We start from the raw sequence: 26069 nt of genomic DNA, 5'->3' as shown, positions 1-26069 counted from the left end.
CGTCGAAACCGCCGGTCAGGCGAGCAGTTTCGCCTTCAACGCCGCGATATCGCCGTCGGTCAGCTTCAGTCCGTCGTGCACATAGTTGTCGAAACTGCCGTAGCTCTGATCCACCTGATCGAAGGCGGAATCCAGCGCCGACTGCACCACCCCGTCGGCCGCGTCGCCCTCGGCGGCGTCGCGGTAGTAGTTCGACAGCAGGAAGTCGTAGTTCACGGTCTCGCGGTCCACGCCGAGGATCGTCAGCAGGACCGCCGCGGTCCAGCCGGTGCGATCCTTACCGGCCGAGCAGTGGAACAGCACCGAACCGTCGCTGCCGGCGATGTCGTGCAGGACACCGGCGAACGCCTCGCTCGCACCGGGAGCCGTGATGAACGCGCGATACAGGTCGCTGCCCGCGCTCAGCGTCGAGGCCATGACCTGGGGCGGGGCCTGACCGATCACATCACGAATATTCAGCGTCGCACCGACCGGCACCCGATCCGGCCCCAGCGCGCGTTCGTAGCTCGTGCGCAGATCGTCGACGACCCGGAGCCCGCGCGCGGACAGCGCGGCGGAATCCGCGTCGGACAATGTGCTCAGGCCCGCGGCGCGGAACACCAGGCCGGTCTCGACGACGTGGCCGTCGGTGGTGCGGTATCCGCCGATATCGCGCGCGTTCTGCACACTGGCCAGATGCAGCGACCGGTCTTCGGTGTGCACCGAGACCGACGAGGGGGCCGGGGGCGGGTCGGCGGCAACCGCGACACCCAGCGCCGGACCGGCCGCGATGAGAGCGCCGGCGGCGACGGTGGCGGCGAGGCGAATCGAACGATGGGCCATGTCAGCTCCGTTCAGAGGGAAACTGGACAGTCGTCCATGGTAGAGAATTCGCCTCCCGACAGTACGCTGTACGAACCGGGATCAGCCCGCCGGGACCTCGAATCGCGACAGCGCCAGCAGGCGCGAGATCGCGCGCAGATACTTCTTGCGGTAGCCGCCGCCGAGCATCTCCTCGGAGAAGATCTTGTCCAGCGGCGCGCCCGACACGGTGACCGGCGTCCCGGCGTCGTAGAGCCGGTCGGCCAGCACCACCATCCGCAGCGCCACCGCCTGATCGGTGATGGTGTGCACCGCCGAGATATAGACCGCCGACACCCCGGCGATCAGCGAACCGTACTTCGACGGATGCAGCGTGCTCAGGTGTGTGAGCAGTGCGTCGAAGTCGTCCAGCGTGGAATTCGTTGTGGCCGCGGCCTTTTCCGACAGCAACGCCGGTTCGGTGGGTTCCGGCGCGGGCGGCAGATCGCGGTGGCGGTAGTCGGGGCCGTCGACGCGGACGGTGTCGAACAGCGAACCCAGTTTGCGGATCTCGCGCAGGAAGTCCTGGGCGGCGAACCGGCCCTCACCGAGCTGATCGGGCAGCGTGTTCGAGGTCGCCGCCACCGACACGCCGCGCGCGGTCAGTTCGGTGAGCAGCCGCGACACCAGCATGGTGTCGCCCGGATCGTCGAGTTCGAATTCGTCGATGCACAGCACGCTGTTGCCGCCCAGACGTTCCACCGCGTTCGTGAAGCCCAGGGCGCCCACGAGATTCGTCACCTCACCGAAGGTGCCGAACGACTTCAAACCCGGGGAGGCATGGAAGATCGAGGCCAGCAGGTGCGTCTTGCCGACACCGAATCCGCCGTCGAGATACAGCCCGGCGCCGTCGACCTGCTTCTTCTTCCCGAACAGCGACTTCTTACCGGCGGCGGCATGAATCTTGCCCACCCGCGCGGCGAAATCCTCGGCCGCGCGCACGGCCGCGGCCTGGCTCGGCTCCTTGGGATCGGGAATGTAGGAGGCAAAACTCACCTCGTCGAACGTGGGCGGCGGCACCATCTGGGCGATGAGTTGATCGGCCGGAACCTCCGGATGACGATCGACGAGGCGTTGTTGCACGCTCGTAGCGTACTGACGTGGTGTGATCGGACCTTATGCAGCGTGTCCCCGATGCGATCCAGTTCACAGCACTGACCACCGGCGGTGCCGGCGAGATCACCGACCTGGTTCAGCTCTACACCTATCCGGCGGCCCTGGAACGGCCGTGGATCCGGGTCAACTTCATCGCCAGCCTCGACGGCGCGGTCACCGTCGACGACCGCTCCGGCGCCCTGGGCCGGCCCGCCGACGCCACCGTCTTCGCCATCCTGCGCGATCTGGCCGACGTGATCGTCGTCGGCGCCGGGACCGCGCGCGTGGAGAACTACGGCGGTGCGCGCACCGATTCCCGGCGGCGTATGCGCCTGCACCACCACGGGCTGGGCGGGGCGCGCGACGGTGCGCCGCCGCCGGTCGCGGTGGTGACGGCGAGCGCGGCGCTGGATCCGGCGTGCCGGCTGTTCACCGACACCCAGCGCCGGCCGATGATCCTCACCACCGCCGCTGCCGACGGCGAACGCAAACGCCTGCTCGCCGAGACCGGCGCGGAGGTGATCGAGGCCGGGCAGAGCACCGTCACCGCCGCCGACATCCGCCGGGTGCTGGGCGAGCGCGGACTGCTGCGGGTGCTGTGCGAGGGCGGCCCGTCGCTGTTCGGCGAACTGATCGGCGCGGGCGCGGTCGACGAGTTGTGCCTGACCGTCTCACCGCTGCTGGTCGGCGGCACGGCGGGCCGAATCGCGGTGTCGCCCAATGCCTTGCCGACCCCGATGAGCCTGCGCCACGCGTTGATCGACGACGACGGCACGGTGCTGACGCGGTGGGAGCGCAGCCGCACCCAAGGCTGAAACGGCGCACCGGACCTGGCAGGCTGTAGCGCATGCGTTGGACTCGCGCCGCTCTGCTGGCATCGTCGCTGACGGTTCTGCTGACCACCGCCTGTGGTGCCGGGCCGTCGCAGCGACCGGGCGTGGCGGTGGAACAACCGCACGGCGGCTCGGGCCCGGCCACCAGTACCAGCGCCGCGCCGGCGGCGCCACCGCAGGCGCAGGTCCCCAAAACCGATCTGGCCTGGCACGATTGCGCGGCACCGACCTTCAGCTCGCTGGGCACCGGGGCGCCGCCGGCCGGGGTGAGTTTCGACTGCGCGGAGTTCTCGGCGCCGATCGATTCCGGCGGCACGGTCCTGGGCACCTTTCGCATCGCCGCGGTCCGCGCGCGCACGCCGCAGACGCCCGCCGACGCGGCACCGCTGGTAGTGACCTCCGGCGGCGATCGATCCTCCACCGCGACCGTCGCCGGTCTGGTCTCCGGGCCGGGCGCGGCGATTCTGGCGAGCCGGCCGGTGGTAGGGGTGGATCGGCGCGGTATCGGCAGCTCCCAGCCGATCGACTGCCTGCCCGACGACACCCGGCAGGGGCTGGCCGACAACGGCCAGTTCGCCCCCGGTGGCGGCGACCGGGTGGATGCGGTGGCGACCCTGAGCCAGAACGCCACCGTCGCCTGCCAGGACTTCCTGCAGCCCTATCAGGGCACCTTCGACGCCCCGCACGCCGCCGACGACATCGAACAACTGCGCAAGCAGTGGCAGGTCGACCACATCGATCTGCTGGGCACCGGAAACGGCGCGCGCGTGGCGCTGAGCTACGCCGCCAAATTCGGCGACCGGCTGGCCCGGCTGGTGCTCGATTCGCCGGAACCGGCGAACACCGATGCGGTGACGCGCACCGAACAGCAGGTGAAGGGCGCCGAGGCGGCGCTGACCGGATTCGCCCGCCGCTGCGCCGATCTCGGATGCGCACTGGGCGCGGATCCGCGGGCCGCGATCACCGATCTGATCAACCGGGCGGGAGCGGGACAACTCGGCGCCCTGTCGGCATCGGCGCTGACCACCACGATCACCGCGTTCCTCGGCGACCCGCGCGCGGATCAGGCCGCGCGCACCACCGAACTGGCCGATGCCCTCTCGGCGGCCGGACGCGGCGATCAGGGGCCTTTGCAGGCTCTGGTCACCCGGGAGGCGGCAGCGGTGGGAGCCGACGGGCAATTCGTCTCCCGCTGTAGCGACAACCAGCAGCCCGCCACCCCCGACCGCGCCAAGCAGCTCGAGATCGAGTGGGCTGCCAAGTATCCCGCCTTCGGTAAGACGGCGGCGACCGGACTGATGGAATGTTCGGCGTGGCCGGTGACGCAGGCGCCGCGCCTGCCGGACAAGTTCACCCTGCCGGTGCTGGTGCTGGGTACGGCCGCCGATCCCGTCGTCGGCGGCGACGGGCGATCCTCGGTCACCGGCGCGCTGGGTGCGGCGGGCGCGCGCACCTCCACCGTGCAGTGGCAGGGCTGGGGGCATCCGGTGTTCACCCATTCGGGCTGTGCGCAGCAGAACATCGCCGGCTATCTCGAGGACGGCACGCTGCCCGCCGACGGCACCGCCTGCCCGGCCTGAGGTTATCGTGCGGCCACGCACGAAGTGGCCGGGCGCACACCCGGCAAAAGCGGTCACCCGCACGCCCGACGGCGGGTCCGCGCAACCATCGCGCAGGTTTCCGGTGTACCGTGCCCCAGTGTTCCTTCGTCAGCTCGAGCCGCGCACCGCTCGCACCACCGCCGAAGTGTTCAACTTCGCACTGTGGCCGTTTGCGATCCTCACAGTGCTGCATCAGGTCATCGTCAAAGGGACCAACTTCTCCATCACCGACGATTTCGCACCGGTCTACAAGGCGTCGCTGGCCTTCCTCAACGGGCGCGCCATCTACGGCGAGAACTTCGACCTGGTCGACCCGCACTATCTGTACCCACCCAGCGGCACCCTGCTGATCGCGCCGCTCGCGCTGATCGACCCGGAGAAATCGCGCTGGTGCTTCATCGCGCTCAACGCGGTGGCGATCATCCTGGCCTGGTATCTGCTGCTGCGGCTGTTCAAATTCTCGACGAAATCGGTGGCCGCGCCGCTGCTGCTGTTGCTGATGTTCGCCTCCGAAACCGTCATCAACACACTGGGTTTCGGCAATGTCAACGGGTGCCTGCTGCTGGCCGAGGTGCTGTTCATCCACCTGCTGTTGCAACGGCGCGATCTGCTGGCCGGGCTGGTCATGGGACTCACGATCGCGGTCAAACCGACGCTGGCGCCGATGCTGCTGATACCGCTGGCGCGCCGCCAGTGGCAGGTGTTCATCACCGCGATCGGCGTGCCGGTGGTGCTGATGGCGGTCGCGTGGCCGCTGACCAAGGATCCGATGGACTTCGTCCATCGCACGCTGCCCTATCTGCTCAAATCGCGCGACTACTTCAACAGCGCGATCGCGGGCAATGCCGAGTACTACGGACTGCCGATATGGCTGACCTGGAGTATGCGCATCGTGCTCGGTGTGCTGGTGCTGATCTCGCTGTGGCTGCTGTACCGGTACTGCCGCGAGGACGAAGTGTTCTTCGTCTGCACCACCGCCGGCATCATCCTGATCGCGTCCTGGCTGCTGTCGGGTCTGGGACAGCAGTACTACTCGATGATGCTGTTCCCGTTCCTCATGACGGTGGTGCTGCGCAATTCGGTGCTGCGCAACTGGCCGGCCTGGCTGGCGATCTTCGGGTTCATGACCTACGACAAATGGCTGCTCGACCACTGGCAGAGCACCGGGCGGGCGCTCGAGTACCTGCGCGTCACCTTCGGCTGGGCGCTGCTGCTGATCGTGACGTTCTGCGTCCTCGGCGACCGGTATCTCGCGGCGCGGCGCGAGGGCCGGCTGGATTCGGGGATCGAACCGGCGTTCCTGTTGCCCGAGACGACCACCAAGGCTCCGGCCGCGACTGCCGATCCGGCGCCACGCATCGATCGCCACGAACCGCTGCCCGACGACGACACCAGGGAACCGACGGCGCAGCCGGAGGCCGGTGCACTGCGCTGACCTGCGGTGATCGGTCGCGTCCCGAGGATGGTCGCGCGACGCCACTAGACTCGCGTCATGAGCTCACAGGATGGTTCGCCCGCGACTTCATCGCTTCCGGCACCCAAGATCGAGCTGAGCCCGCAGCAGTGGCGGGCGCGGCTGACCCCGCAGGAATACGCGGTGCTGCGCGAAGCGGGCACCGAACGCGCCTTCACCGGTGAATACACCGATACCGAAACCACCGGCGTCTACACCTGCCGGGCCTGCGGCGCCGAATTGTTCCGCAGCACCGAGAAGTTCCATTCGCATTGCGGGTGGCCGTCGTTCTTCGATCCGGCCGATTCCGATGCGGTGATTCTGCGGGCCGACGACTCGCTGGGGATGCGCCGGGTCGAGGTGGTGTGCGCCAACTGCCACAGCCACCTCGGGCACGTCTTCGAGGGCGAGGGTTATCCGACCCCCACCGACAAGCGGTATTGCATCAACTCGATCGCGCTGCGCCTGCACCCCTCGGACGACGCGGCGGGCTGATCGCGGCGCCGGTAAAAACTCACCGCCCGAGAGTGCCGGATGCGATCCGCCGACCGCTGCGGATCGCGCGCCGAGCAGGCGCGCGACCGAGCTGACGGGAAGACCCTACGGGCCCGGTCGCATCCCGGCACGCCCCGAATTCCGGGGGCACCGGCGGATCGCACCGCTCAGGGCGGTGATTTCGAGGCTCAGGGCAGGGCGTCGAGGCTCAGGGCAGGGCGTTGACCAGCTGCTCGACATCCACGCGCGGGCCGCTGAAGAACGGAATCTCCTCGCGCACGTGGTTGCGGGCGTCGGTGGCACGCAGATCGCGCATCAGGTCGACGATGCGGTGCAGTTCCGGGGCCTCGAAGGCGAGAATCCACTCGTAGTCGCCGAGGGCGAACGAGGCCACGGTGTTGGCCCGCACGTCCGGATAGGCACGGGCCTGCTTGCCGTGGTCGGCGAGCATGCGGCGACGCTCCTCGTCGGGCAGCAGGTACCAGTCGTAGGAGCGCACGAACGGGTAGACGCAGATGTAGTTGCCCGGTTCCTCGCCGGCCAGGAAGGCCGGAATGTGGCTCTTGTTGAACTCCGCGGGGCGATGCAGGGCGGCGTTGCTCCACACCGGCGTGCTCGCGCGCCCCAGATCGGTGGTGCGCCGGAAATCGGCGTAGGCGGCCTGCAGATCCTCGATCCTCTCGGCATGCCACCAGATCATGAAATCGGCGTCGGCGCGCAAACCCGCCACGTCGTAGAGCCCGCGGACCACGACGCCACGCTCCTCGAGCGAGTCGAAGAATTCCCGCGCCTGCTTGACCACGGTGTCGCGCTGATCCCCCAGCACTCCGGGTTTGACCTGGAACACCGAGAACATCAGATACCGGATGGTCGAATTGAGAGCTTGGTAATCGAGTCGCGCCATAGCCTCCATCGTGCCACTGGGCGGTTTCCAGCAGAACGCCCGCACCCGTGTTGTTCGGCACGGTCGCTTCGCGTACAGGCGCCCGCACGCAGTCGGCCGATATCGGTTGTCCGCCACCCGTTCGATGCGCGTCGACAGCCCGCAATCGGCGAGGGAGAGCGTGGGATCGCAGGCCTGTCTTCCCGGGCCGATGCGGGCCGATCGGGTTCTGCACGGGACAGTCGGCTGGTCACTCGGCACCGGCATTGCTGTGCGCCGCCGCCGCAGCCGACCGGGCCGCTCGGAAGCCAGTCTTCCACCGACCTGGGCAGCCCGCCGGAAGGCCGGACAGGAGCACGGGTCGTTCGGCAGGTCTGTTCCCGAAAACGAGCCGACGCGCGGCGCGGGCGCCCTGCAGCCCGCTTGTCCACTACGGCGCGTCGCGCAACGGTATTCCCGGCGTCGCCTCGCCGGGCGAGGCAGGCCGGCGGCACGCCGAATCGATCACCGGGCCAGAATGCGTTGCGCCGCAGCGGTTCCCGAGGCCGCACAGGCCGGGACGCCGACGCCGTGCAGGTACGCACCGGCGATCGCGAGGCCGGGCAGTGCGGCAACCGCCGATTCCACTTCGGCGATGCGAGTGGTGTGGCCGGGCGCGTACTGCGGGAGGCCGCCGCGCCAGCGTTGCACCAGGGCCGTTTCGGGGTGGATCGCGAGACCGGTCACGGTGGAGAGGTCGGCCACGGCTGCCGCGACGAGATCATCGTCCGACCAGCTCAGCGGAGTGTCGTCACCGAAGCGGCCGAACGAGGCGCGTACCAGCGCCACGTCGCGCTCGGCCAGATGCGGCCATTTGCGGCTGGAGAGGGTAAAGGCCTTGGCGCGCAACGGTTCTCCGGTGGCGACCAGAATGCCGGAATTGTCGGGCAGTGGGGTGTCGGCCGGCAGGCCCAGGGCGACCACGGCGGATGAGGACAGTTCGATACCGGCCGCGGCCGCGGCTGCTTCCGGGGCCACCGACCGTAGCAACTCGGCGGTGACGGGCGCCGGGGTGGCGAGGATCACCGCGTCGGCCTCGCCGACCGGATCGATCCGCCAGCCGGTGGCCGTACGCACCAGACCCGTTGCGGCCGTATCGGTTTCGACCTTCGGCGCGGCGGCCTCCCGCAGGGCGTCGAGCAGGACCCGATATCCGTCGCGCAGGCCGCCGAAAACCGGGGCCGTGGACGGCGGCGGCAGGGCGTCGGCGACCGCCCGGGTGAGATTCGGGGCGCCGGCGTCGAGGGCGGCGGCCAGGGGCGGCAGCGCCGCGCGCACCCCGATCGACTCCGCGCGCCCGGCATACACCCCGCCCAGCAGCGGATCGACACTGCGTTGCACCACCTGCGCACCGAAACGGTCGCCGACCAGTTCGGCGACCGACACGTCGCCGCCGCGTTCCCAGCGCAGCGGCCGACTCGGCTCGGCGGCGATCCGGTCGAGCGTCTCGGCGTCCACCAGGCCGGCCACGGCATCGGGCCCGGCGGGAATGCCCATCAGCGTGCCTTCGGGCAGTGGGTGGGCGGTGCCGCCGGACCAGATCAACGGTCGCCGCCCGGCCGGATGCACCAGTTGCTCGGTCAGCCCCAACTCTGCGAGCAGCGCCGGGATTTCGGGCCGTCGGCCCACGAACGCCTCCGCGCCCAGATCCACCGGCTCCCCTGCCAGCTCACCGGTGTGCAGAATGCCACCGACCCGGTCGCGCCGCTCCACCAGCACCAGTTCGAGCTCCGAGCCGAGGGCCACTCGCAGCCGATACGCCGCGACCAGACCACTGATCCCGCCACCGACCACCACGACCCGCATACCTGCTCCTCAACTCGTCCCCGCGCCGGCGCGCGACGCTACCGCACCCCTGCAACGTACTCGCCTCGCGAGGGGCGCCCGGGTACCGCCTCGATGCCACGCTCACGGTTCCAAGTGCGTGCGTCCGCCGCACCACTGGCGACGATGGCGGCTTACAGCGGCGTGGGCAGGCTGTGGATCAGTTCGACCGCCGCGGTGATGGCGCCGGGGTCGGTGTCGGGCAACACGCCGTGGCCCAGGTTGAAGATATGACCGGTGGCGCCGAGGGTGATCGCCTCGTCGGCCTCGTGGGCGATGCGGCGGATCTCACGCTCGACGACCTCGCTGCCCGCGAACAGGACGGCCGGATCGAGATTGCCCTGCAAGGCTTTTCCGGGCCCGACGCGGCGCGCGGCGGCAGTCAGCGGCACCCGCCAATCGACGCCGACGACATCGGCTCCCGCCTCCCCCATCGCACCCAGCAGTTCACCCGTGCCGACCCCGAAGTGGATACGCGGCACACCAGCCTGCCCGATCTCGGCGAAAACCCGTTCCGAATGCGGCAGAACGAATTCCCGGTACTGCGCCAGCGACAACGCGCCCGCCCACGAGTCGAACAATTGCACCGCGTCCACCCCGGCCCCGATCTGGGCGCGCAGGAATTCCACGGTGATATCGGTGAGCACACCGAGCAGCGCGTGCCAGGTTTGCGGGTCGCCGAGCATCAGCGCCTTGGTCCGCTCGTGGTTGCGGCTGGGGCCGCCCTCCACCAGATAGGACGCGAGAGTGAAAGGGGCACCGGCGAATCCGATGAGCGGCGTCTCGCCGAGTTCGTCGAGCAACAGCCGCACACCGTCGGTGATCGCGCCGACCTCCTCGCGGCGCAGCCGCGGCAGCGCGCGCACATCGTCGACCGAGCGCACCGGATTCGCGATCACCGGCCCCACGCCGGGCACGATATCGAGCTCGATGCCGGCCGCCTTGAGCGGAACGACGATGTCGGAGAACAGGATTGCCGCGTCCACACCGTGGCGGCGGATCGGCTGCAGCGTGATCTCGCACACCAGCTCCGGATCGAAACACGACTCCAGCATCCCGATGCCCGCGCGTAGTTCGCGGTACTCGGGCAGGGACCGTCCGGCCTGCCGCATGAACCAGACGGGACGGCGGCCGGGTCCGGCGCCGGTGGCGGCGGCGAGGAAGGGCGCATCGGGCAAGCGGCGGCGGGTTGGTGTGCTCATCCCCGCTATCGTATGCCGCCGCCGGGCGCCTACCCGCGCGGCCGTCCACGCCCGGTCACAGCGCCCGTAGCGGCGCGCCTCCGCGTGCCGGACACCGGAGAGGTCTACCGTTCACAGTCGTGACACCGCTCGACTTCCGCGACGGCGCCGCACCGACCCCGGGCCCTGACAGCGAACCAGCCCAGTTTCGCGCCGCGGTCGATGCGATGGGCACCGCATCCGTCCATCCTCGGATCGAGCTCGCACCGATCCGGCCCCCACAACGCCTGGCACCCTATTCGTACGCCATCGGAGCCGAGGTCAAGCATCCCGACACCAATGTCATCCCGGTCGATTCCGACGACGACGCCTTCGGTCGCCTGATCCTGCTGCACGACCCGAACGGGCACGAGGCCTGGCACGGCGTTTTCCGATTGGTGGCCTACATCCAGGCCGATATCGACGCGGCCCTGGCCGGCGATCCGCTGCTGCCGGAGGTCGCCTGGAGCTGGCTGGTCGACGCCCTGGAATCGCGCGGCGAGGAGTTCACGGCGCTCGGCGGCACGGTGACCTCCACGAGTTCGGTCCGCTACGGCGATATCGCCGGGCCGCCGCGCGCCTATCAGCTGGAGTTGCGCGCCTCGTGGACGGTCGGTTCACCCCAGCTGGCCCCGCATGTCGAGGCGTTCTGCGAGGTGCTGGCCTACGCGGCGGGACTGCCCCCGGCCGGCATCACCCATTTGCGGCCGCATCCGCAGATTGCCGACGACCAGTTCTGAGCGACACGTAGAGTTCGGGCTATGCCCGAAGCCGACGAGTCCGACACCCTCGCGAGGACATCACCCGCATCGCAGCACCAGCCCGCGCAGCAGGACGCGGACAGCGTGGTTCCTCTGCTCGCCCCGGCCGACGGCATTCCTCCGGTTCTCGATTCCGCCCGTGAGATCGCGGAAGCGGCCGCCGCGCTGGCCGCCGGTTCCGGCCCGCTGGCCGTCGACGCCGAACGCGCCTCCGGATTCCGCTACTCCAACCGGGCCTATCTGATCCAATTGCGCCGGCGCGGCAGCGGGACCTTCCTCATCGACCCGATTCCGGATCCGGCCGCGGTGGACGCCTTGGCGGCGGTGATCAACGACCTGGAATGGGTGCTGCACTCGGCCGACCAGGACCTGCCGTGCCTGGCCGAACTGGGGCTGCGACCGGCCCGGCTGTTCGACACCGAACTGGGTGGCCGGTTGGCCGGATTCGAGCGGGTCGGATTGGCCGCTATGGTGGCGCGGCTGCTGGGCCGGGAACTGCGCAAGGGACACGGCGCGGCCGACTGGTCGACCCGGCCGCTGCCGCAGGACTGGCTCAACTACGCGGCCCTGGACGTGGAACTGCTGGTCGAATTGCGCGACGAGGTCGCGGCAACGCTGAGCGATCAGGGTAAATCCGATTGGGCCGCACAGGAATTCGACCATGTGCGCACCGCCCGGCCCGCGCCGCCGAAGCCGGATCGCTGGCGACGCACCTCGGGCATCCACACGCTGCGGCGGGCGCGGCAGCTCGCGACCGTCCGCGAATTGTGGACGGCGCGTGACGGTATCGCGCGTCATCGCGATGTGGCCCCGGCGCGGATTCTGCCGGATTCGGCGATCATCGCCGCGGCACAGGCGGATCCGAAGACGGTGCCGCAGTTGCGCGCCCTGCCGGTGTTCGGTGGTCCGCGGCAGCGCAGATATTCGCGGGAATGGCTCACCGCGGTGGAACGTGCTCGCGCGCTGCCGGATTCGGAGTTGCCGCCGATGTCGCAGCCGTTCGACGGTCCGCCGCCGGTCAATCGCTGGGAGCGCCGCGATCCGGTCGCAGCGGCTCGCCTGGCGGCAGCCCGAGCGGCGATGAACGGACTGTCGGAACGACACGCGGTGCCGGTGGAGAATCTGCTGACTCCCGATCTGTTGCGCCGGCTGTGCTGGGACGGGATGCCCGAATTCCGCACCGGCGCAACGCCGCCGGACCCCGCGGCCGTGATCGACAAATATCTCGAGGCCGGGGGCGCCCGGACCTGGCAACGCGAATTGGCGGTTCCCGAGCTGGCCGCGGCGCTGTTCCCGGAGCCGGCTCAGTCCTCGTAGACCGGTGTGCGCCGGTCGCGGCGCGCGCGGATGGCCTCGTCGAAATTCTCGGTGGTCAGCCGCACGTACAGTTGCGCCGTACCTTCGTGCTGCATATGTGATTCCAGGCTGCCGGCCTCCATCCCGCTCCACAGCATCCGCTTGGTGAGCTCGGTGCCGACCCGGCTGTAGCCGATGATGCGTTCGGCCAGTTCGTAACACGTGTCGAGAAGTTTGTCGGCGGCGACCGTGCGGGAGACCAAGCCGATCCGCTCGGCCTCGGCGGCGTCGATGTCACGGCCGGACAGCATGATCTCGAAGGCGCGGGAGGCGCCGATCGCGCGCGGCAACAGGTAACTGATGCCGAGTTCGGCGGAGGTCAGTCCGTTGTTGATGCCGGCGGCACGGAAATAGGCCTGCTCCGATGCGATGCGGATATCGGTGGCCATACTCAGGCAGAACCCACCGCCGATCGCGGCCCCGTTGATCGCCGCGATCACCGGCTGATGCATGCGCCGCAGCGTGGTCATCACATTGTCGAGCAGATCCATCGAACGCCGCGCCACGGTGGTGCGGGTGAGGCCCTCGATATTCGGGACCCGGCCGGCGCCCTGCAGATCGGCGCCGGAGCAGAACCCGTGGCCCGCGCCGGTAAGCACGACGACGCGGACCTCGTTGTCGGCGGCCACGGACTCGAGCGTCTCCCGCAGCGGGATCATGACGTCGAACGCCATGGCATTCATGCGTTCGGGCCGGTTCAGGGTGACCAGCGCGATCTGCGGGCGAGGCTTCTCGACGAGCACGAACGACATGCAGACTCCTACCGGCGACGAAAACTGTAACCGGTTTCAGAATCTACACCGCACCACCGGTCAGCCACCGGGTAACGCGCTCGGCGATGTTCTCGGCCGTCAGGCCCAGCTCCTGATGGATCTGGGCGCGCGAGCTGTGCTCGAGGAACTGCTGCGGCACGCCGAGCTCGCGAGTCGGCACGTCGAGTCCGGAATCGCGCAGCCGCGCGGAGACGGTGCATCCGATACCGCCGTGCAGGCCGCCGTCCTCGACGGTGACCACCATGCGATAGTTCTCGGCCAGTTTGACGATGGTGTCGGAGACCGGCAGCACCCAGCGCGGGTCCACCACCGTCACCGAAACCCCACGATCCGCCAGCAGATCCGCCGCGGCGACCGCGGTGGCGCCGAGCGCGCCTACCGCCACGAGCAGGACGTCACCGCGCACCGCTTGCGCCGAGGACCCTTCCGGCATCCGGAGCACGTCGACACCGTCGAGCCGTTCCAGCGCCGAAACCTCCTCGACGACAGGACCTTTCGGGAAACGCAGGGCGGTCGGCCCGTCGGCGACGGCCAGCGCCTCGGCCAGTTCCTCGCGCAGGGTCACCGCATCGCGCGGGGCGGCGACGCGGATGCCGGGCACGATGCCCAGCACCGACAGATCCCACATGCCGTTGTGGCTGGCGCCGTCGTCACCGGTGATGCCGGCGCGGTCCAGCACCAGGGTCACCGGCAGCTTCAGCAGCGCCACATCCATCAGCAGCTGATCGAAGGCGCGGTTGAGGAAGGTCGAGTAGATCGCCACCACCGGATGCAGACCCCCCAGCGCCAGTCCGGCGGCTGAGGTCATCGCATGCTGCTCGGCGATACCCACATCGAACAGCCGGTCGGGGAACCGCTCACCGAACGGCGCGAGCCCGGTCGGCCCCGACATGGCGGCGGTGAGGGCGACGATATCGTCGCGCTGTTCACCGTGGCGGATCAGTTCCTCGGAGAACACCGATGTCCATCCGACGGTCTTGCCGCCGGTCGGCTGTCCGGTCTCGGGGTCGATGGCGCCGATGGAATGCATCTGGTCGGCGACGTGGTCGACCGCGGGCTGATATCCGCGGCCCTTGAGCGTCACCGCGTGCACCACGACCGGGCCGCCGAAATCCTTGGCGCGGCGCAGCGCGGCCTCGAGCGCCACCGGATCGTGCCCGTCCACCGGGCCGACGTATTTGAGCCCGAGATCGCTGAACAGCTCCTGCGGGGCGACCGCGTCCTTGATGCCGGCCTTGAGCGCGTGCAGCATCGAATAGGCCGAGCTGCCGACGCGCGGAATGCCCTGGACGAAGCGCTTGGTGGCGTCGAGCGCCTGTTCGTAGACCGGTTGCATGCGCAGCGCGGTCAGCCGGTCGGCCAATCCGCCGATGGTCGGCGAATACGAGCGGCCGTTGTCGTTGACCACGATGATCAGCGACCGATCCGGGCCCGCGGCGATATTGTTCAACGCCTCCCAGCACATGCCGCCGGTGAGCGCACCGTCACCGACGACGGCGACCACGTGGCGATCCTGCCCGGTCAGCGCGAAGGCCTTGGCCAGACCGTCGGCATAGGACAGCGAGGCCGAGGCGTGCGAGGACTCCACCCAGTCGTGCTCGCTCTCGGCGCGGCTCGGGTAGCCGGACAGGCCGCCCTGTTTGCGCAGCCGATCGAATTTGTCCTTGCGGCCGGTGAGGATCTTGTGCACGTAGGCCTGGTGGCCGGTGTCGAAGATGATCGGATCGGCCGGGGAGTCGAAGACCCGGTGCAGGGCGATGGTCAATTCCACCACCCCCAGATTCGGGCCCAGATGACCGCCGGTCACCGCTACTTTGCGGACCAGGAACTCCCGAATCTCCTCGGCCAGCTCGCGCAGCTGCGGCACCGTCAGCCGGCGCAGGTCCTCGGGCGTATCGACCCGGGAAAGAACTCCCACCGTTCTCGCTCCCTCTCCGTGGCTCATCTGTTTCGAACAGTCTACGGAGCCGCGTCGGGCCCCGACGACGGGAACGACCGGCGAGCTGCGACATCCGATATCGGTGTGAGGCTCGACATAGATCACCCGCATTACAGTGGGTGACTGCCCGTCCCGCCCGCAGGAAGGACGATATGACCGCCGAGCAGCAGCGAGCCGATACTTCAGCGCAGCAGCGAGCCGATATTTCCCGTCCCGCCACCGTCACGACGTTCGGTCACGGGGTGGCCACGGCGACGCCCGATCGGATGCAGGTATCGATCTCGATCGAAACGCGCGCCGAGGCGGTGGCGGCGGCCTACGGCCGGGCCGGTGAACGCACCGCGGCGGTCACCGGCGCCCTGCGCGCCGACGGCGTCGCCGCGAGCGATATCGCCACCACCGGATTGTCCGTGCGGACCGAGACGACGTGGACCGAGAACGAGGGCACACGCATCACCGGGTACGTGGCGACCACCTCGCTGACAGTGAACCTGCGCATCCCGGCCGATCCCGCCGCCGCCGGCGCAGCCACAGCTTCCGATCACGCGGCCGCCGATCCCGCGGCCGTGATCGCCCGGGCCGTGGAGGCCGGGGGCGACGATGTCCGCTTGGGCGGGCTGAACCTCACCGTCGCCGACCGCGCCGACCTGCTGATCCGCGCCCGCGAAGCGGCGTGGGACGACGCCCTCGACCGCGCCCGCCGCTACGCGGCCCGCGCCGAACGCGCGCTCGGACCGGTGCTGGAGATCACCGAAAACGCCTCGGCGACACCGGAACCCCGCGGCGACATCCGTTTCGTCGCCGCTCGATCAGCGGCCCCGGGCGCCCCGGTTCCGGTCGAATACGGTGAGCACGAGGTCACCGCGGATCTGCGGGCGACCTGGCAGTTGAATTGAACCGCAACAGATCTCGCCGGCAGCAGGACGCCGTCTCCGACAGCTCCCCCGTCACGTACGACCGCGACGCCTGTCCGGCGGGATTACCGGCCGACTCGTCGACGGCGCCGCCGCTGTCTACGCCCGTTCGAACAGCGCCAGGCACTCCACGTGATGCGTCGCGGGGAAGGCATCGAAGGCGCGCAGCTCGCGTACTCGGTAACCCGCCTCCCGGTAGAGGCCCACGTCCCGCGCGAAAGCCGCTGGATCGCAACCGATGTGGACGATGCGCGCGGGCGCGGCGGCGGTGAGCGGGGTGATGACCTGTTTCCCGGCGCCCGCACGCGGCGGATCGAGGACGACGACCTCGGGGGCGCGATCCTGGGCGGCGATCCAGCGTTCGACCCGATCGGAGCGCAGGTCGACGGCGGGCAGGTCGCGCAGGGCAGCGGCGCCGTCGGCCACCGCCGAGCGCGCGGATTCGACGCCGAGCACGGATCCGCCGGGACCGGTCTGCTCGGCCAGGCGCGCGGCGAAGACACCGGCACCGCAGTACAAATCCCATGCGGTGGCGCCCGGAGCGAGGTCGGCCCACTCGGCCACCACATCCGAATAGCGTTGCGCAGCATCGCGATGCGGCTGCCAGAAGCCGGTCGCCGAGACCTCCCAGCGGCGACCGGCCACATACTGCACCGCCCGTCCGCTGCCGGACACCACGCGTTCCGCGCGCCGCGCGTGGGCGGCGGCACGGCGCGCGGCGGTCGCGCGGCGATCGCCTCCACGCCGCGGGGGTGCGGCCGGCGGCGCGACTTCCACGATATGGCGCAGGCCGTCCGCGTCGACGGCGATCACCAATTCGGCGCCGGGAGTCCACGCGCGGTCGGCGATGCCGTCCATCGCGCCCGAAACAGGTTGGGGGCAGCGCAAATCCGTGATCACGTCACTGCTGCGATACCGGTGTACGCCGGCGCGTCCCTCGGCATCGACAACCAATCGCACCCGAGTGCGCCACCCCACCTCGGGCGCCTCGGCGCCGGGGACGACCACGGTCGCATCCTCGCGGAGCCGGTGTTCGGCATCCGGCTCGGACCCGGTCGCCGGCCCGCGGGAGCGTCCCGCACCACCCGCCCGGGACCCGAGACCGGTCTCGCGCACCGGGAGCATTTCCACGACGATGTCGGTCTCCCAATGCGCGAGCCGCCGCAACTGCTCGCGGACGACCGACGCCTTCAGGGCACGCTGCGCCTGCGGGGTGGCGAAGGCGAAATCGCAGCAGCCGGCGCCGCCGGGACCCGAGACCGGGCAATTCGGCGGCACGCGGTCCGGCGACGCTTCCAGAATGTCGATCGCCTCGGCGCGGCAGAACGAGCCGCCGCGGTCCTCGGTCACCCGGGCACGCACCAGTTCCCCGGGCAGACCGTGCCGGACGAAGAGCACCCGGCCCTCGTGCCGGGCGACGCAGAAACCACCGTGGCCGGGTGGTCCCAGCCGCACCTGCGGGGTGCGTCCGGACCAGTCCGGCCCGGCACTCACGAACGATCCTCGTAACCGCGGCGAACCGAGCCCGGGGCGTTGACCACTTCGGGGCGGCGTGCCTTGGCCGACGAACTCAGCTGCCACGGCACGCTCGTCACCATCACGCCCGGCTCGAACAGCAACCGGCCCTTGAGCCGCAGCGCACTCTGGTTGTGCAGCAACTGCTCCCACCAGTGGCCGACCACGTATTCGGGGATGAAGACCGTCACCACATCGCGCGGCGAATCCTTGCGCACCCGCTTCACGTAATCCACCACCGGCTTGGTGATTTCGCGGTAGGGCGATTCGATCACCTTGAGCGGCACCGGAATATCGCTGTCGGCCCACTCCCGCACCAGCGCCCGGGTGTCGGGTTCGTCGACGTTGACGGTGACCGCCTCCAGCGTGTCCGGCCGGGTGGCCCGGGCGTAGGCGAGCGCGCGCCGCGTCGGCAGATGCAGTTTCGATACCAGCACGATCGAATGGGTGCGGCTGGGCAGCACCCCGGTGAACTCCTGCTCCTCGAGTTCGCGCCCAACGGTGTCGTAGTGGCGGCGGATCAGCCGCATCAGGCCGAAGATCGCGGCCATGGTGACGATCGCGATCCAGGCGCCGGCGAGGAATTTCGTGATGAGCACGATGATCAGCACGGCGCCGGTCATGGTCAGGCCGATGGCGTTGATGACGCGTGAGCGCAGCATCCGCCGGCGCACCGCCGGATCGGTTTCGGTACGCAACAGCCGCGTCCAGTGCCGCAGCATGCCGGTCTGGCTCAGCACGAACGAGACGAACACACCGACGATGTAGAGCTGAATGAGCCGCGTCACCTCGGCGCCGAACAGCACCACGAACGCGATCGCGGCGCCGGAGAGGAACAGGATGCCGTTGCTGAACGCCAGCCGGTCGCCACGGGTGTGCAGCTGCCGGGGCAGGAACCGGTCCTGCGCCAGGATCGAGCCGAGCACCGGGAAGCCGTTGAAGGCGGTGTTCGCGGCCAGCACCAGGATCAGCGCGGTGACGATGGTGATGTAGAAGAAGCCCAGCGGGAAACCGTCGAAGATCGTGTGCGCCAGCTGAGCGACCAGCGTCTTCTGTTCATAACCGGCCGGCGCCCCGACCAGATCGGACGAGTTCGCCGCAAAGACGACACCGAGCTTGCGCGCCATCAGGATGATGCCCATCAGCAGGGTGACGGCGATGACGCCCAGCATCAGCAGTGTCGTGGCGGCATTGCGGGATTTCGGCTTGCGGAACGCGGGCACGCCGTTGCTGATCGCCTCCACGCCGGTCAGCGCCGCACATCCGGAGGAGAACGCGCGCGCGATGAGGAAGGTGAACGCGATGCCCTGCAGATGTGATTCGTTGCCGTTGAGACCGAATCCGGAGGATTCGGCGTGCAGGTCGTCGCCGAAGACGAAGATCCGTACCGCCCCCCAGGCCAGCATCAGGAAGATCCCGATCATGAAGCCGTAGGTGGGAATCGAGAACGTGGTCCCCGATTCGCGCACCCCGCGCAGATTCATGGCGGTCAGCAGAACGATCGCCGCCACCGCGAACAGCACCTTGTGGGTGGACACGAACGGCACAGCGGACCCGATGTTCGACGCCGCCGAGGAGATCGACACCGCGACGGTGAGGACGTAGTCGACCATCAACGCACTGCCGACGGTGAGCCCGGCCATCGGGCCGAGATTGACCGTCGCAACCTCGTAGTCACCGCCACCGGACGGATAGGCGTGCACATTCTGCCGATAACTGGCGACCACGACCGCCATCACGGTCGCGACCGCCAGCCCGATCCACGGCGTGTAGACGTAGGCGGACAAACCCGCCGTGGAGAGCACGAGGAAGATCTCCTCGGGCGCGTACGCCACCGATGACAGAGCGTCGGAGGCGAAGACGGGCAGCGCGATCCGCTTGGGCAGCAGGGTATGTCCCAGGGAATCGCTACGGAAAGGGCGGCCGACCACCATACGCTTGACGGCCGTCGTCAACTTGGACACTCGGCACAGCATAAGGGCAGGACCGGATGTGACATAGCGGGCGGTTCACTCGCGTTTCGGTCCCGGCCGATGGGGGAACATGCTGCGGGGAACCGTCAACGGGTACGGTTCCCTCGAGAGGGAACCAGACCGCACACCACGGTTTTCGGCGGAATTGGGGTTGACACGGTGTACGTAGTGATCATGGGGTGCGGCCGAGTCGGCTCCGCATTGGCACGCGCCCTGGTCCGGATCGGCCACGAGGTAGCCGTGATCGACCGGGATCCGGGCGCATTCCTGCGCCTGGGCAAGGACTTTCCCGGTGAACGGGTCACCGGCGTCGGCTTCGATCGGGGCGTGCTGACCCGCGCGGGCATCGAGCGCGCGGGCGCGTTCGCCGCGGTGTCCAACGGCGACAACTCCAACATCATCTCCGCACGCGTGGCCCGCGAGACCTTCGGGGTCGAACGGGTGGTGGCCCGCATCTACGACGCCAAGCGCGCGGCGGTCTACGAGCGGCTCGGCATTCCCACCATCGCCACCGTGCCGTGGACCACCGACCGGTTCCTGCGCACGCTCACCGGTGACGAAACCACCGCCACCTGGCGCGACCCCACGGGCACCGGATCGGTCACCGAACTCGTCCTGCACGAGGACTGGTACGGGCGTACCGTGCGGGATCTGGAGGATGCGGTGCCGGTGCGGGTGGCCTTCCTGGTCCGCTTCGGGCAGGCGCTGCTGCCCACCAGCAAAACGGTGCTGCAGGCCGACGACACGGTCTACATCGCCGCCGTCTCCGACAAGGTCGGCGAGGCCGTCGCCGTCGCCGCCACCGCCCCTTCGAGCGAGGACAAGTCGTGAACGTAGCGATCGCGGGAGCAGGCGCCGTCGGCCGCTCCATCGCCCAGGAATTGCTGCGGGGCGGGCATCGGGTCACCCTGCTCGAGCGCCGGCTCGACCATATCGACCCGACGGTCGCCCCCTCGGCCGTCTGGATGCACGGCGACGCCTGTGAACTCGAACTGCTCGAGGAAGCGGGCCTGCAGGACTACGAGGTGGTGATCGCGGCCACCGGCGACGACAAGGCCAATCTCGTGTTCAGCCTGCTCGCCAAGACCGAATTCGGGGTGCGCCGCGTGGTCGCGCGGGTCAACGATCCGCGCAACGAGTGGCTGTTCGACGGTTCCTGGGGTGTGGACGTCGCGGTCTCGACACCGCGGCTGCTGGCCTCGCTGGCCGAGGAAGCGGTCTCGGTCGGCGACCTGGTCCGGCTGATGACGCTGCGTCAGGGTCAGGCGAACCTCGTCGAGATCACCCTGCCCACCGACACCGCGCTGGCCGGTCGCGCGGTGCGTACGCTCGCCCTGCCCCGCGACGTCGCCCTGGTGACGATCCTGCGCGGCGGCCGGGTGATCGTCCCCCAGCCCGACGATCCGCTGGAAGGCGAGGACGAGCTGCTGTTCGTGTCCACGGTGGAGGCCGAGGACGAACTGCGCCGCAGTCTGGCCACGGAACCGGCGGGCGCGACTCCCGCCGGCGCGGAGCCGCCCGCCGCGATCTGAATCCGCTCAGGCGGTTTCGGGGAGCAGTTGCGCGCGCAGCTTGGTCAGCGCGCGATGCTGCATGACCCGGACCACGCCGGGACTCGTGCCGATGGCCTCGGCGGTCTGCGCGGCCGTCCAGCCGAGCACGATCCGCATCACCAGCACCTCCCGATGGGCCGGCGCGAGAATCTTCATCAGCTCGCGGGTGGCTTGGCGGCGTTCCAGGTTGAGCGCCAGCTCCTCGGGTCCCGGTGCGGTGGAGGCGGTGTCGGGGAATTCGGCCACCGGATAGGACGGATGCTGCTGGGCGCGGCGGAACGCGTCGGCCACCTTGTTGGCGGAGATGCCGTAGACGAACGCCAGGAACGATTTTCCCTGATCGCGGTAGCGGGGAATCGCGGTGACGGTCGCGATACAGATCTCCTGCGCGATGTCGTCCGCGGTGACGTGCGGATTGTTGCTGCTTCCGACGCGCGCGGCGCAATAGCGGCGCACCAGCGGGTGCACGATCCGGATGATCTCGGTGACCGCGCGCTGGTCGCCCGCGGCGGCCGGGCCGATCAGGCGGTCCAGTTCGGCTGCGGCGCGGCGGCTGTCGGACCCCGCGGGCGCCGATCTCGGCGAACGGACTCCCGCACCCTTCGCCGGGCCGGACGCCGTCACCGTGTCGTTCTCGGTATCCACCGGGGATCCTCTCGCCGATCGCTACTGACTGACACGATCGTGCGCCGAATCCGGTTCGTGGAATAGATACCCCAGGGGTGGGTTCTGCCCACCCCATCGTTGTCCGCCCCCAGAATTGGGGGCATTACCCGACTAGGAGTCGGTTCGGTCCGCCGATACCGTTCGGCGCGCTATTCGGTGGCCGAGGAGACCGGCATATGGCCGGCGCGGCGCACCGCCCACACCGTCACCAGCAGCGCGACCGCGGTCAACGGCCAGCCCATCGCGATGCGGGCGGCGGCCAGCCAGCCGGTGCTGTCGGTGTCGTAGAAATGGTTCTGCACCAGGTACCGGGCGCCGAAGACGATCACCCACACCACCGTGGCCAGATCGTAGAGTCGCATCGCGCGCCGATCCGAACGCCAGCTGTGGCCGTGGCCGTTCAGCACACCCCAGATCACGCCGGCCAGCGGCCAGCGCACCAGCAACGACACCAGGAAGACCCCGGCGTAGACCAGACTCGCCCAGATGCCGAAGAGGAAGTAGCCCTTCGCGGCGCCGGTGCGGTGGGCGATGAAGGCGCAGACCGCGACACCGATGAACCCGGAGATCGCCGGCTGGATCGGCGACCGGCGGATCAGCCGCCAGATCAGGACACCGGCGGCGGTGGCCAGCGCCGCCCAGATGGCGGCCGTCAGGCCCCACAGCGTATTGGCGGGGACGAACACCACCACCGGCAGCGTGGAGTAGATCAGTCCGCTGATACCACCGAGTTGCTCGAGCAGCGTCTGCTCGATCTCCTCCTCGCGGTCCTCGCCGGTGTAGGCATCGTCGTCCTCGTCGGCGGCCGGATGACGCGGGGCATCACCGCCGGGCTCGCGCAGGCGGTGACGGCCGCGCCCCGCAACGGGGTTCGCGCGGAGTCCGGCCACGGCGGCCGGGTCGGCGCCCTCGTCGTTGTGGGGTATCGGCATACGTCAGGAATTCTCGCGGAGTTCGTAGTAGGGGTTGAACATCACCTTGGCGCCATCGCGTTCACCGATGCGGCCACGGACCAGGATACGGCGTCCCGATTCGACACCGGGTATGCGGCGCCTGCCGATCCATACCAGGGTCACCGCGTCGGTACCGTCGAAGAATTCGGCCTCCACCGAAGCGCTGGCCGACTTCGGACAGGCCTCCACACTGCGCAATCGCCCCAGCATGGTGACCTCTTCGCCACGTCGGCATTCCGCCGCCCTGCACGCGCCCGACGCTTCGGAGGTCTCCGCCAGCTCCTCCGCATCGAGTACGTCGAGATCGGCCGTCAGACGACGCCCCAGACGCCGGAAATAACCGCTGTCGGGGCCTACCTTGCCCGCGGCACCGGAACCCGCCTTGTTTCCGCCTGTGAAAGGCATCTTGCAACACTTCCTGCACTACAGACGGCGTGGGTCACACGTCGTCGGTTTCCCACACGACCGGCTGATGGGCCGTACACCGCCACTGTAGATGCACCCGGGCCCCCTCGCTACGGGAGCCCGGCACCACCGTCACGGCGCTGACCGCACCGTTTGCTGGGTTCCCCGCCGATCCGCGCGCGAACCCTCGGATTCGAGTGGTCGACAACACGTTTTTCACGCATCGGAAGGGCGGGCCGGACGCCGGACTCCGCCGGTGATCGGAGGGGCGAGGCTTACCCGGCCCAGCGGCTAGGCTGCGGCCGTGGCAGAACTACCCCGAGCCGACGGCTCGCGCCCGGCCGTCGTCGTCGCCCTGCCGGGCACCGGATCCGATGCCGACTTCGCCCGGCGAGCGTTCGAACCCGCTTGTGCCGCAATGGATCTGCCGTTCATCGCGGTGGAGCCGCAGCCGCGGGCCGTGGTCGCGAGCTGCCGGGCGGCGCTGGACGAGGCGGCCCTCCTCGGGCCGGTGCTCGCCGCGGGGATTTCGCTGGGCGCCGCGATCGCGGTGGAATGGGCCGGCGCCCACCCGGAATCAGCGTTCGGAGTGGTCGCGGCCCTGCCGGCCTGGACCGGCTCCGATATCACGGGGTGCCCGGCGGCGCTCAGCGCGGCGAGCACCGCGGCCCAGCTGCGCGCCGACGGCTTGGAACCCGTGATCGAACGGATGCGCGCGGGCAGCCCGGCCTGGCTGGGCCGGGCGCTGACCCAGTCGTGGCGCACGCACTGGCCCGATCTGCCGGCGGCGCTGGAAGAGGCCGCCACCTATGCCTGGCCGGACGCGGAATCGCTTGCGGCACTGCGCGTTCCGACCACCGTCGTGGCGGCGGTCGACGATCCGGTGCATCCGCTCGCCGTCGCCGAACAGTGGTACGAGCTGATCCCGCGGGCGCGCATCCACCGCATCACGCTCGACGAGCTCGGCGCCGATCCGGGGATTCTCGGCGCCCGGGGCGTCCCGGACCTGGTCACGCAGGAACTGCGGGCCTGACGGCTTCCGGGCGCCCGGCCGTACCGCGGGCGCCCGGAAGCGGTCAGTTGAGACCGAGTTGCTGCATCGCCGAGCCTTCGGCGCCGCGGCGCGGCCCCTGCTGTTCGGCGGTGACCACCGGGAAGGTGCCCGTCGCGGCCGCCTCGGCCGCGGCCGCCTGCGCGGCCAGCGCCTGCTGCTGCGCCTCGACCTGCTGCTGATGCGCCGCGATCAACTGGTCGGCGAGTTCCTGCGGCAGCACCACCGGCAACGGTTCCCGCACCGGCATCGGCTCGTCGCCGCGGCGCACCACTGTCTCGGCGAGAATCGCGCGGGCCGCCTCGACCAGCGGGCCGCCCTCGTCGGCGGCACCCGAGGGCCCCGCCGCCACCAGCCGGACCATCCAGCGGTAACCATCGACGCCGATGAAGCGCAGGTCGGCGCCCTCGGTCACCGCGTGCAGTTCGCGACCCCACGGCCCGGTCTGGACCGAGACCTGCGCGCCGTCGGCCCGCAGCGATTCCGCCAGATCCGCGGCGACGGTCCGCCACTGGCCCGGCGATTTCGGTGCCGCGTAGGCCGCCACGGTGAGACGTCCGTGCGGGGTCGCGAGATGAACCGCCTGCGGCGTGCCGTCGGGCGTCATCTCCACCTGCAACTGACCGCCGTCGGGGACCGGGAGGAGCACCGAACCCAGATCGAGATGCTGGTCGGAGATCTCGGCGAGAATCTCGGCCACCTCGTCGTAATCGAAGGGCCCGGTCCGCGGTGCGGAATCCTCGCCCTCGCCGGCGTCGCGGTCCTCGTCCTCGTACTCGTCGGCGTCGTACTCGTCGGCGTAGTCGGCGTCGTCGTCGAAGCCCTCGGTGTCGTCGAGACTTTCGGCGTCGTACGCGTCGTCCTCGGCGTAGGCCTCCGCGCCGGCGTATGCGGAATCGTCCACGTAGCCGGAGGTTTCGACGGGATCCTCGGCGTAGGCAGCGGCGTAACCGGGAGTTTCGGCGTACGAGTCGCCGCCGTGCGCACCGGAGGACTGCCGGTAGGGGTCGGCTACCGCGAAACCGCCTGTGGCCGGGCCGGATTCGGCGGTGTCGTACCCGCGCCCGGCGTAGGGGTCCGGCGCCGCGGGATGCGGCTGCGCGGGCTCGCGATAGCCGGGAGCTTCGGCCTCCACCGGGCGATGCCGGCCCGTCTGCGGGTGGCCGTACTCGACGTCACCGGCATCCGGGCGCTGCCGTCCGGGCACGACGGGGTGCCGGCCGGTAACCGTCGGCGCGGGCGTACCCGTCGGCTCCGAGGCGCGTCGCGGTGGAGGCGGAGCCCCGGTGGGTGAGCCGGCCGGGGCCGGTCGGCCGGGACCACCCGGACCGCCCGGCGCCGGACGTCCGGGTCCCGGAGGAAGCCGTGGCACCGAACCCGTCGGGGGCCCGGCCGGGTTCACGCCGGGCGGAATCCGCCGGACCGAACCCGTCACCGGACCGCCCGTTGCGGGCGCTGCGCCGGGAATTCTCGGCACGGCACCCGTGCCACCCGGCCCCGGAGGATTGCGTCGAGTCGGGCCCGTACCGGCCGGTGGACCGGGATTGCGCTGCATCGCGCCGGAGTCCAGCGGGCCGCCGGGAATCCGCGGTGTGGGTCCGGTGCCGGCCGGACCGCCCGGGATCCGAGGTGTTGCACCGGTTCCCGCCGGACCGCCGGGAATCCGCGGGGTCGCACCGCTCCCGACAGGGCCACCAGGAACGCGCGGGATGGCTCCGGTGCCGACCGGCCCACCGGGGACGCGCGGCATCGCCCCCGTACCCGCCGGGCCGCCGGGAACGCGTGGAATCGCGCCGGTTCCGCCCGCCGGCCGCGGCGGCAACTGGCCGGAAGGGATGCGCGGAATGGGGCCGGTGTCGTCCATATCCGCCGGCACCGGCGGCAGGTCCGGACGCGGTCCGCCCGGCGCGCGCCGCGGCGGACGGAC

The 26069-nt window shown here is 70.0% G+C and carries 23 protein-coding genes; 10 read left to right on the top strand and 13 right to left on the bottom strand.

All coding sequences use genetic code 11. The features are described from left to right. Positions 1 to 15 precede the first annotated feature (15 nt). A complete protein-coding gene (locus NE2_RS24400) occupies positions 16 to 822 on the bottom strand; it encodes a tyrosine-protein phosphatase (protein ID WP_063029762.1) in 807 nt (268 codons plus the stop codon). A gap of 81 nt (positions 823 to 903) precedes the next feature. Continuing rightward, a complete protein-coding gene (zapE, locus tag NE2_RS24395; RefSeq protein ID WP_063029760.1) occupies positions 904 to 1923 on the bottom strand; it encodes a cell division protein ZapE in 1020 nt (339 codons plus the stop codon). A gap of 35 nt (positions 1924 to 1958) precedes the next feature. Between zapE and NE2_RS24390 the strand changes: the two genes are divergently transcribed. The 4 genes from NE2_RS24390 (at position 1959) to msrB (ending at position 6317) form a co-directional block, all read left to right on the top strand. Continuing rightward, positions 1959 to 2750, top strand: coding sequence for a pyrimidine reductase family protein (locus tag NE2_RS24390; protein ID WP_063029758.1), 792 nt, complete (start codon positions 1959 to 1961; stop codon positions 2748 to 2750). A 32-nt stretch (positions 2751 to 2782) separates the two neighbouring features. Next, positions 2783 to 4348 carry an alpha/beta hydrolase gene (locus NE2_RS24385; RefSeq protein ID WP_063029756.1) on the top strand — a complete coding sequence of 522 codons (1566 nt, stop codon included), beginning with the start codon at positions 2783 to 2785 and terminating at the stop codon, positions 4346 to 4348. A 118-nt stretch (positions 4349 to 4466) separates the two neighbouring features. Further along, positions 4467 to 5804, top strand: coding sequence for a glycosyltransferase family 87 protein (locus NE2_RS24380; protein ID WP_063909472.1), 1338 nt, complete (start codon positions 4467 to 4469; stop codon positions 5802 to 5804). Positions 5805 to 5861: 57 nt separating this feature from the next. Next, the gene (msrB, locus tag NE2_RS24375; protein WP_063029752.1) at positions 5862 to 6317 is read left to right on the top strand and encodes a peptide-methionine (R)-S-oxide reductase MsrB; all 456 of its coding nucleotides are present in this window, start codon (positions 5862 to 5864) and stop codon (positions 6315 to 6317) included. A gap of 208 nt (positions 6318 to 6525) precedes the next feature. On the opposite strand, the gene hemQ is transcribed toward msrB, so the two are convergent. The 3 genes from hemQ to hemE all read right to left on the bottom strand — a co-directional run bounded on the left by hemQ (position 6526) and on the right by hemE (position 10265). Next, entirely contained in the window at positions 6526 to 7221 is a 696-nt protein-coding gene (gene hemQ / locus NE2_RS24370) for a hydrogen peroxide-dependent heme synthase (protein ID WP_030517202.1), read from the bottom strand. 483 nt (positions 7222 to 7704) lie between these two features. Further along, positions 7705 to 9045, bottom strand: a complete 1341-nt coding sequence (locus NE2_RS24365; protein ID WP_063029751.1) for a protoporphyrinogen oxidase — start codon at positions 9043 to 9045, stop codon at positions 7705 to 7707. A 152-nt stretch (positions 9046 to 9197) separates the two neighbouring features. Beyond that, positions 9198 to 10265 (bottom strand): uroporphyrinogen decarboxylase, encoded by a 1068-nt coding sequence (hemE, locus tag NE2_RS24360; RefSeq protein ID WP_063029749.1) that lies wholly within the window; start codon positions 10263 to 10265, stop codon positions 9198 to 9200. Positions 10266 to 10384: 119 nt separating this feature from the next. Here hemE and NE2_RS24355 point away from each other — a divergent pair, with 119 nt between their 5' ends. Together NE2_RS24355 and NE2_RS24350 are read left to right on the top strand one after the other, a co-directional pair. After that, positions 10385 to 11023 carry a DUF3000 domain-containing protein gene (locus NE2_RS24355; protein ID WP_081879712.1) on the top strand — a complete coding sequence of 213 codons (639 nt, stop codon included), beginning with the start codon at positions 10385 to 10387 and terminating at the stop codon, positions 11021 to 11023. Positions 11024 to 11044: 21 nt separating this feature from the next. After that, positions 11045 to 12361 (top strand): ribonuclease D, encoded by a 1317-nt coding sequence (locus NE2_RS24350; protein ID WP_084494297.1) that lies wholly within the window; start codon positions 11045 to 11047, stop codon positions 12359 to 12361. Here the strand turns inward: NE2_RS24350 and NE2_RS24345 are convergent. Then, a complete protein-coding gene (locus tag NE2_RS24345; protein ID WP_030517206.1) occupies positions 12349 to 13152 on the bottom strand; it encodes an enoyl-CoA hydratase in 804 nt (267 codons plus the stop codon). The genes NE2_RS24350 and NE2_RS24345 overlap by 13 nt on opposite strands. A 43-nt stretch (positions 13153 to 13195) precedes the next feature. After that, positions 13196 to 15091 (bottom strand): 1-deoxy-D-xylulose-5-phosphate synthase, encoded by a 1896-nt coding sequence (gene dxs, locus NE2_RS24340; protein ID WP_063029747.1) that lies wholly within the window; start codon positions 15089 to 15091, stop codon positions 13196 to 13198. Positions 15092 to 15264: 173 nt separating this feature from the next. Between dxs and NE2_RS24335 the strand changes: the two genes are divergently transcribed. Then, the gene (locus NE2_RS24335) at positions 15265 to 16008 is read left to right on the top strand and encodes an SIMPL domain-containing protein (protein ID WP_063909471.1); all 744 of its coding nucleotides are present in this window, start codon (positions 15265 to 15267) and stop codon (positions 16006 to 16008) included. 117 nt (positions 16009 to 16125) lie between these two features. On the opposite strand, the gene NE2_RS24330 is transcribed toward NE2_RS24335, so the two are convergent. Continuing rightward, positions 16126 to 17520: a class I SAM-dependent RNA methyltransferase gene (locus NE2_RS24330; RefSeq protein ID WP_063029745.1), complete on the bottom strand. Its 1395-nt coding sequence runs from the start codon at positions 17518 to 17520 to the stop codon at positions 16126 to 16128. Beyond that, positions 17517 to 19505, bottom strand: a complete 1989-nt coding sequence (locus NE2_RS24325; protein WP_063019520.1) for an APC family permease — start codon at positions 19503 to 19505, stop codon at positions 17517 to 17519. Before NE2_RS24325 ends, NE2_RS24330 begins: the two co-directional genes overlap by 4 nt. A 168-nt stretch (positions 19506 to 19673) precedes the next feature. Here NE2_RS24325 and NE2_RS24320 point away from each other — a divergent pair, with 168 nt between their 5' ends. Both NE2_RS24320 and NE2_RS24315 read left to right on the top strand, forming a co-directional pair. Continuing rightward, entirely contained in the window at positions 19674 to 20345 is a 672-nt protein-coding gene (locus NE2_RS24320; protein ID WP_062998516.1) for a potassium channel family protein, read from the top strand. After that, positions 20342 to 21046, top strand: a complete 705-nt coding sequence (locus tag NE2_RS24315; RefSeq protein WP_063029743.1) for a potassium channel family protein — start codon at positions 20342 to 20344, stop codon at positions 21044 to 21046. The genes NE2_RS24320 and NE2_RS24315 overlap by 4 nt, the downstream gene beginning before the upstream one ends. A gap of 6 nt (positions 21047 to 21052) precedes the next feature. Here NE2_RS24315 and NE2_RS24310 read toward each other — a convergent pair whose 3' ends face one another. The 3 genes from NE2_RS24310 to NE2_RS24300 form a co-directional block, all read right to left on the bottom strand. Then, positions 21053 to 21712 carry a sigma-70 family RNA polymerase sigma factor gene (locus NE2_RS24310; RefSeq protein ID WP_307617924.1) on the bottom strand — a complete coding sequence of 220 codons (660 nt, stop codon included), beginning with the start codon at positions 21710 to 21712 and terminating at the stop codon, positions 21053 to 21055. Positions 21713 to 21882: 170 nt separating this feature from the next. After that, complete coding sequence (locus NE2_RS24305; protein ID WP_063019529.1) at positions 21883 to 22488, bottom strand: DUF3159 domain-containing protein; 606 nt, start codon at positions 22486 to 22488, stop codon at positions 21883 to 21885. Positions 22489 to 22668: 180 nt separating this feature from the next. Further along, positions 22669 to 23091, bottom strand: a complete 423-nt coding sequence (locus tag NE2_RS24300; RefSeq protein WP_051756768.1) for an OB-fold nucleic acid binding domain-containing protein — start codon at positions 23089 to 23091, stop codon at positions 22669 to 22671. A gap of 304 nt (positions 23092 to 23395) precedes the next feature. Between NE2_RS24300 and NE2_RS24295 the strand changes: the two genes are divergently transcribed. After that, on the top strand, positions 23396 to 24124 hold the full coding sequence (locus NE2_RS24295) for an alpha/beta fold hydrolase (protein WP_063029741.1): 729 nt from the start codon (positions 23396 to 23398) through the stop codon (positions 24122 to 24124). A 43-nt stretch (positions 24125 to 24167) separates the two neighbouring features. On the opposite strand, the gene NE2_RS37270 is transcribed toward NE2_RS24295, so the two are convergent. Next, positions 24168 to 25046: a DUF3710 domain-containing protein gene (locus NE2_RS37270; RefSeq protein WP_063029852.1), complete on the bottom strand. Its 879-nt coding sequence runs from the start codon at positions 25044 to 25046 to the stop codon at positions 24168 to 24170. Between the last annotated feature and the right edge of the window lie 1023 nt (positions 25047 to 26069).

This window comes from Nocardia elegans NBRC 108235, from assembly GCF_001612845.1.
GTDB classification, from domain to species: Bacteria; Actinomycetota; Actinomycetes; order Mycobacteriales; family Mycobacteriaceae; genus Nocardia; species Nocardia nova.
The sequence above is the reverse complement of the archived record's forward strand: the minus strand, read 5'-3'. Positions and strand labels throughout refer to the sequence as shown.

What these genes read in the sequence shown, in the direction of transcription:
- NE2_RS24335 (WP_063909471.1), top strand. Translation starts at nt 15,265, where the DNA reads ATGACCGCCGAGCAGCAGCGAGCCGATACTTCAGCGCAGCAGCGAGCC.
- NE2_RS24400 (WP_063029762.1), bottom strand. Translation starts at nt 822, where the DNA reads ATGGCCCATCGTTCGATTCGCCTCGCCGCCACCGTCGCCGCCGGCGCT.
- NE2_RS24345 (WP_030517206.1), bottom strand. Translation starts at nt 13,152, where the DNA reads ATGTCGTTCGTGCTCGTCGAGAAGCCTCGCCCGCAGATCGCGCTGGTC.
- NE2_RS24300 (WP_051756768.1), bottom strand. Translation starts at nt 23,091, where the DNA reads ATGCCTTTCACAGGCGGAAACAAGGCGGGTTCCGGTGCCGCGGGCAAG.
- NE2_RS24385 (WP_063029756.1), top strand. Translation starts at nt 2,783, where the DNA reads ATGCGTTGGACTCGCGCCGCTCTGCTGGCATCGTCGCTGACGGTTCTG.
- msrB (WP_063029752.1), top strand. Translation starts at nt 5,862, where the DNA reads ATGAGCTCACAGGATGGTTCGCCCGCGACTTCATCGCTTCCGGCACCC.
- NE2_RS24350 (WP_084494297.1), top strand. Translation starts at nt 11,045, where the DNA reads ATGCCCGAAGCCGACGAGTCCGACACCCTCGCGAGGACATCACCCGCA.
- NE2_RS24390 (WP_063029758.1), top strand. Translation starts at nt 1,959, where the DNA reads ATGCAGCGTGTCCCCGATGCGATCCAGTTCACAGCACTGACCACCGGC.
- hemE (WP_063029749.1), bottom strand. Translation starts at nt 10,265, where the DNA reads ATGAGCACACCAACCCGCCGCCGCTTGCCCGATGCGCCCTTCCTCGCC.
- NE2_RS24365 (WP_063029751.1), bottom strand. Translation starts at nt 9,045, where the DNA reads ATGCGGGTCGTGGTGGTCGGTGGCGGGATCAGTGGTCTGGTCGCGGCG.
- hemQ (WP_030517202.1), bottom strand. Translation starts at nt 7,221, where the DNA reads ATGGCGCGACTCGATTACCAAGCTCTCAATTCGACCATCCGGTATCTG.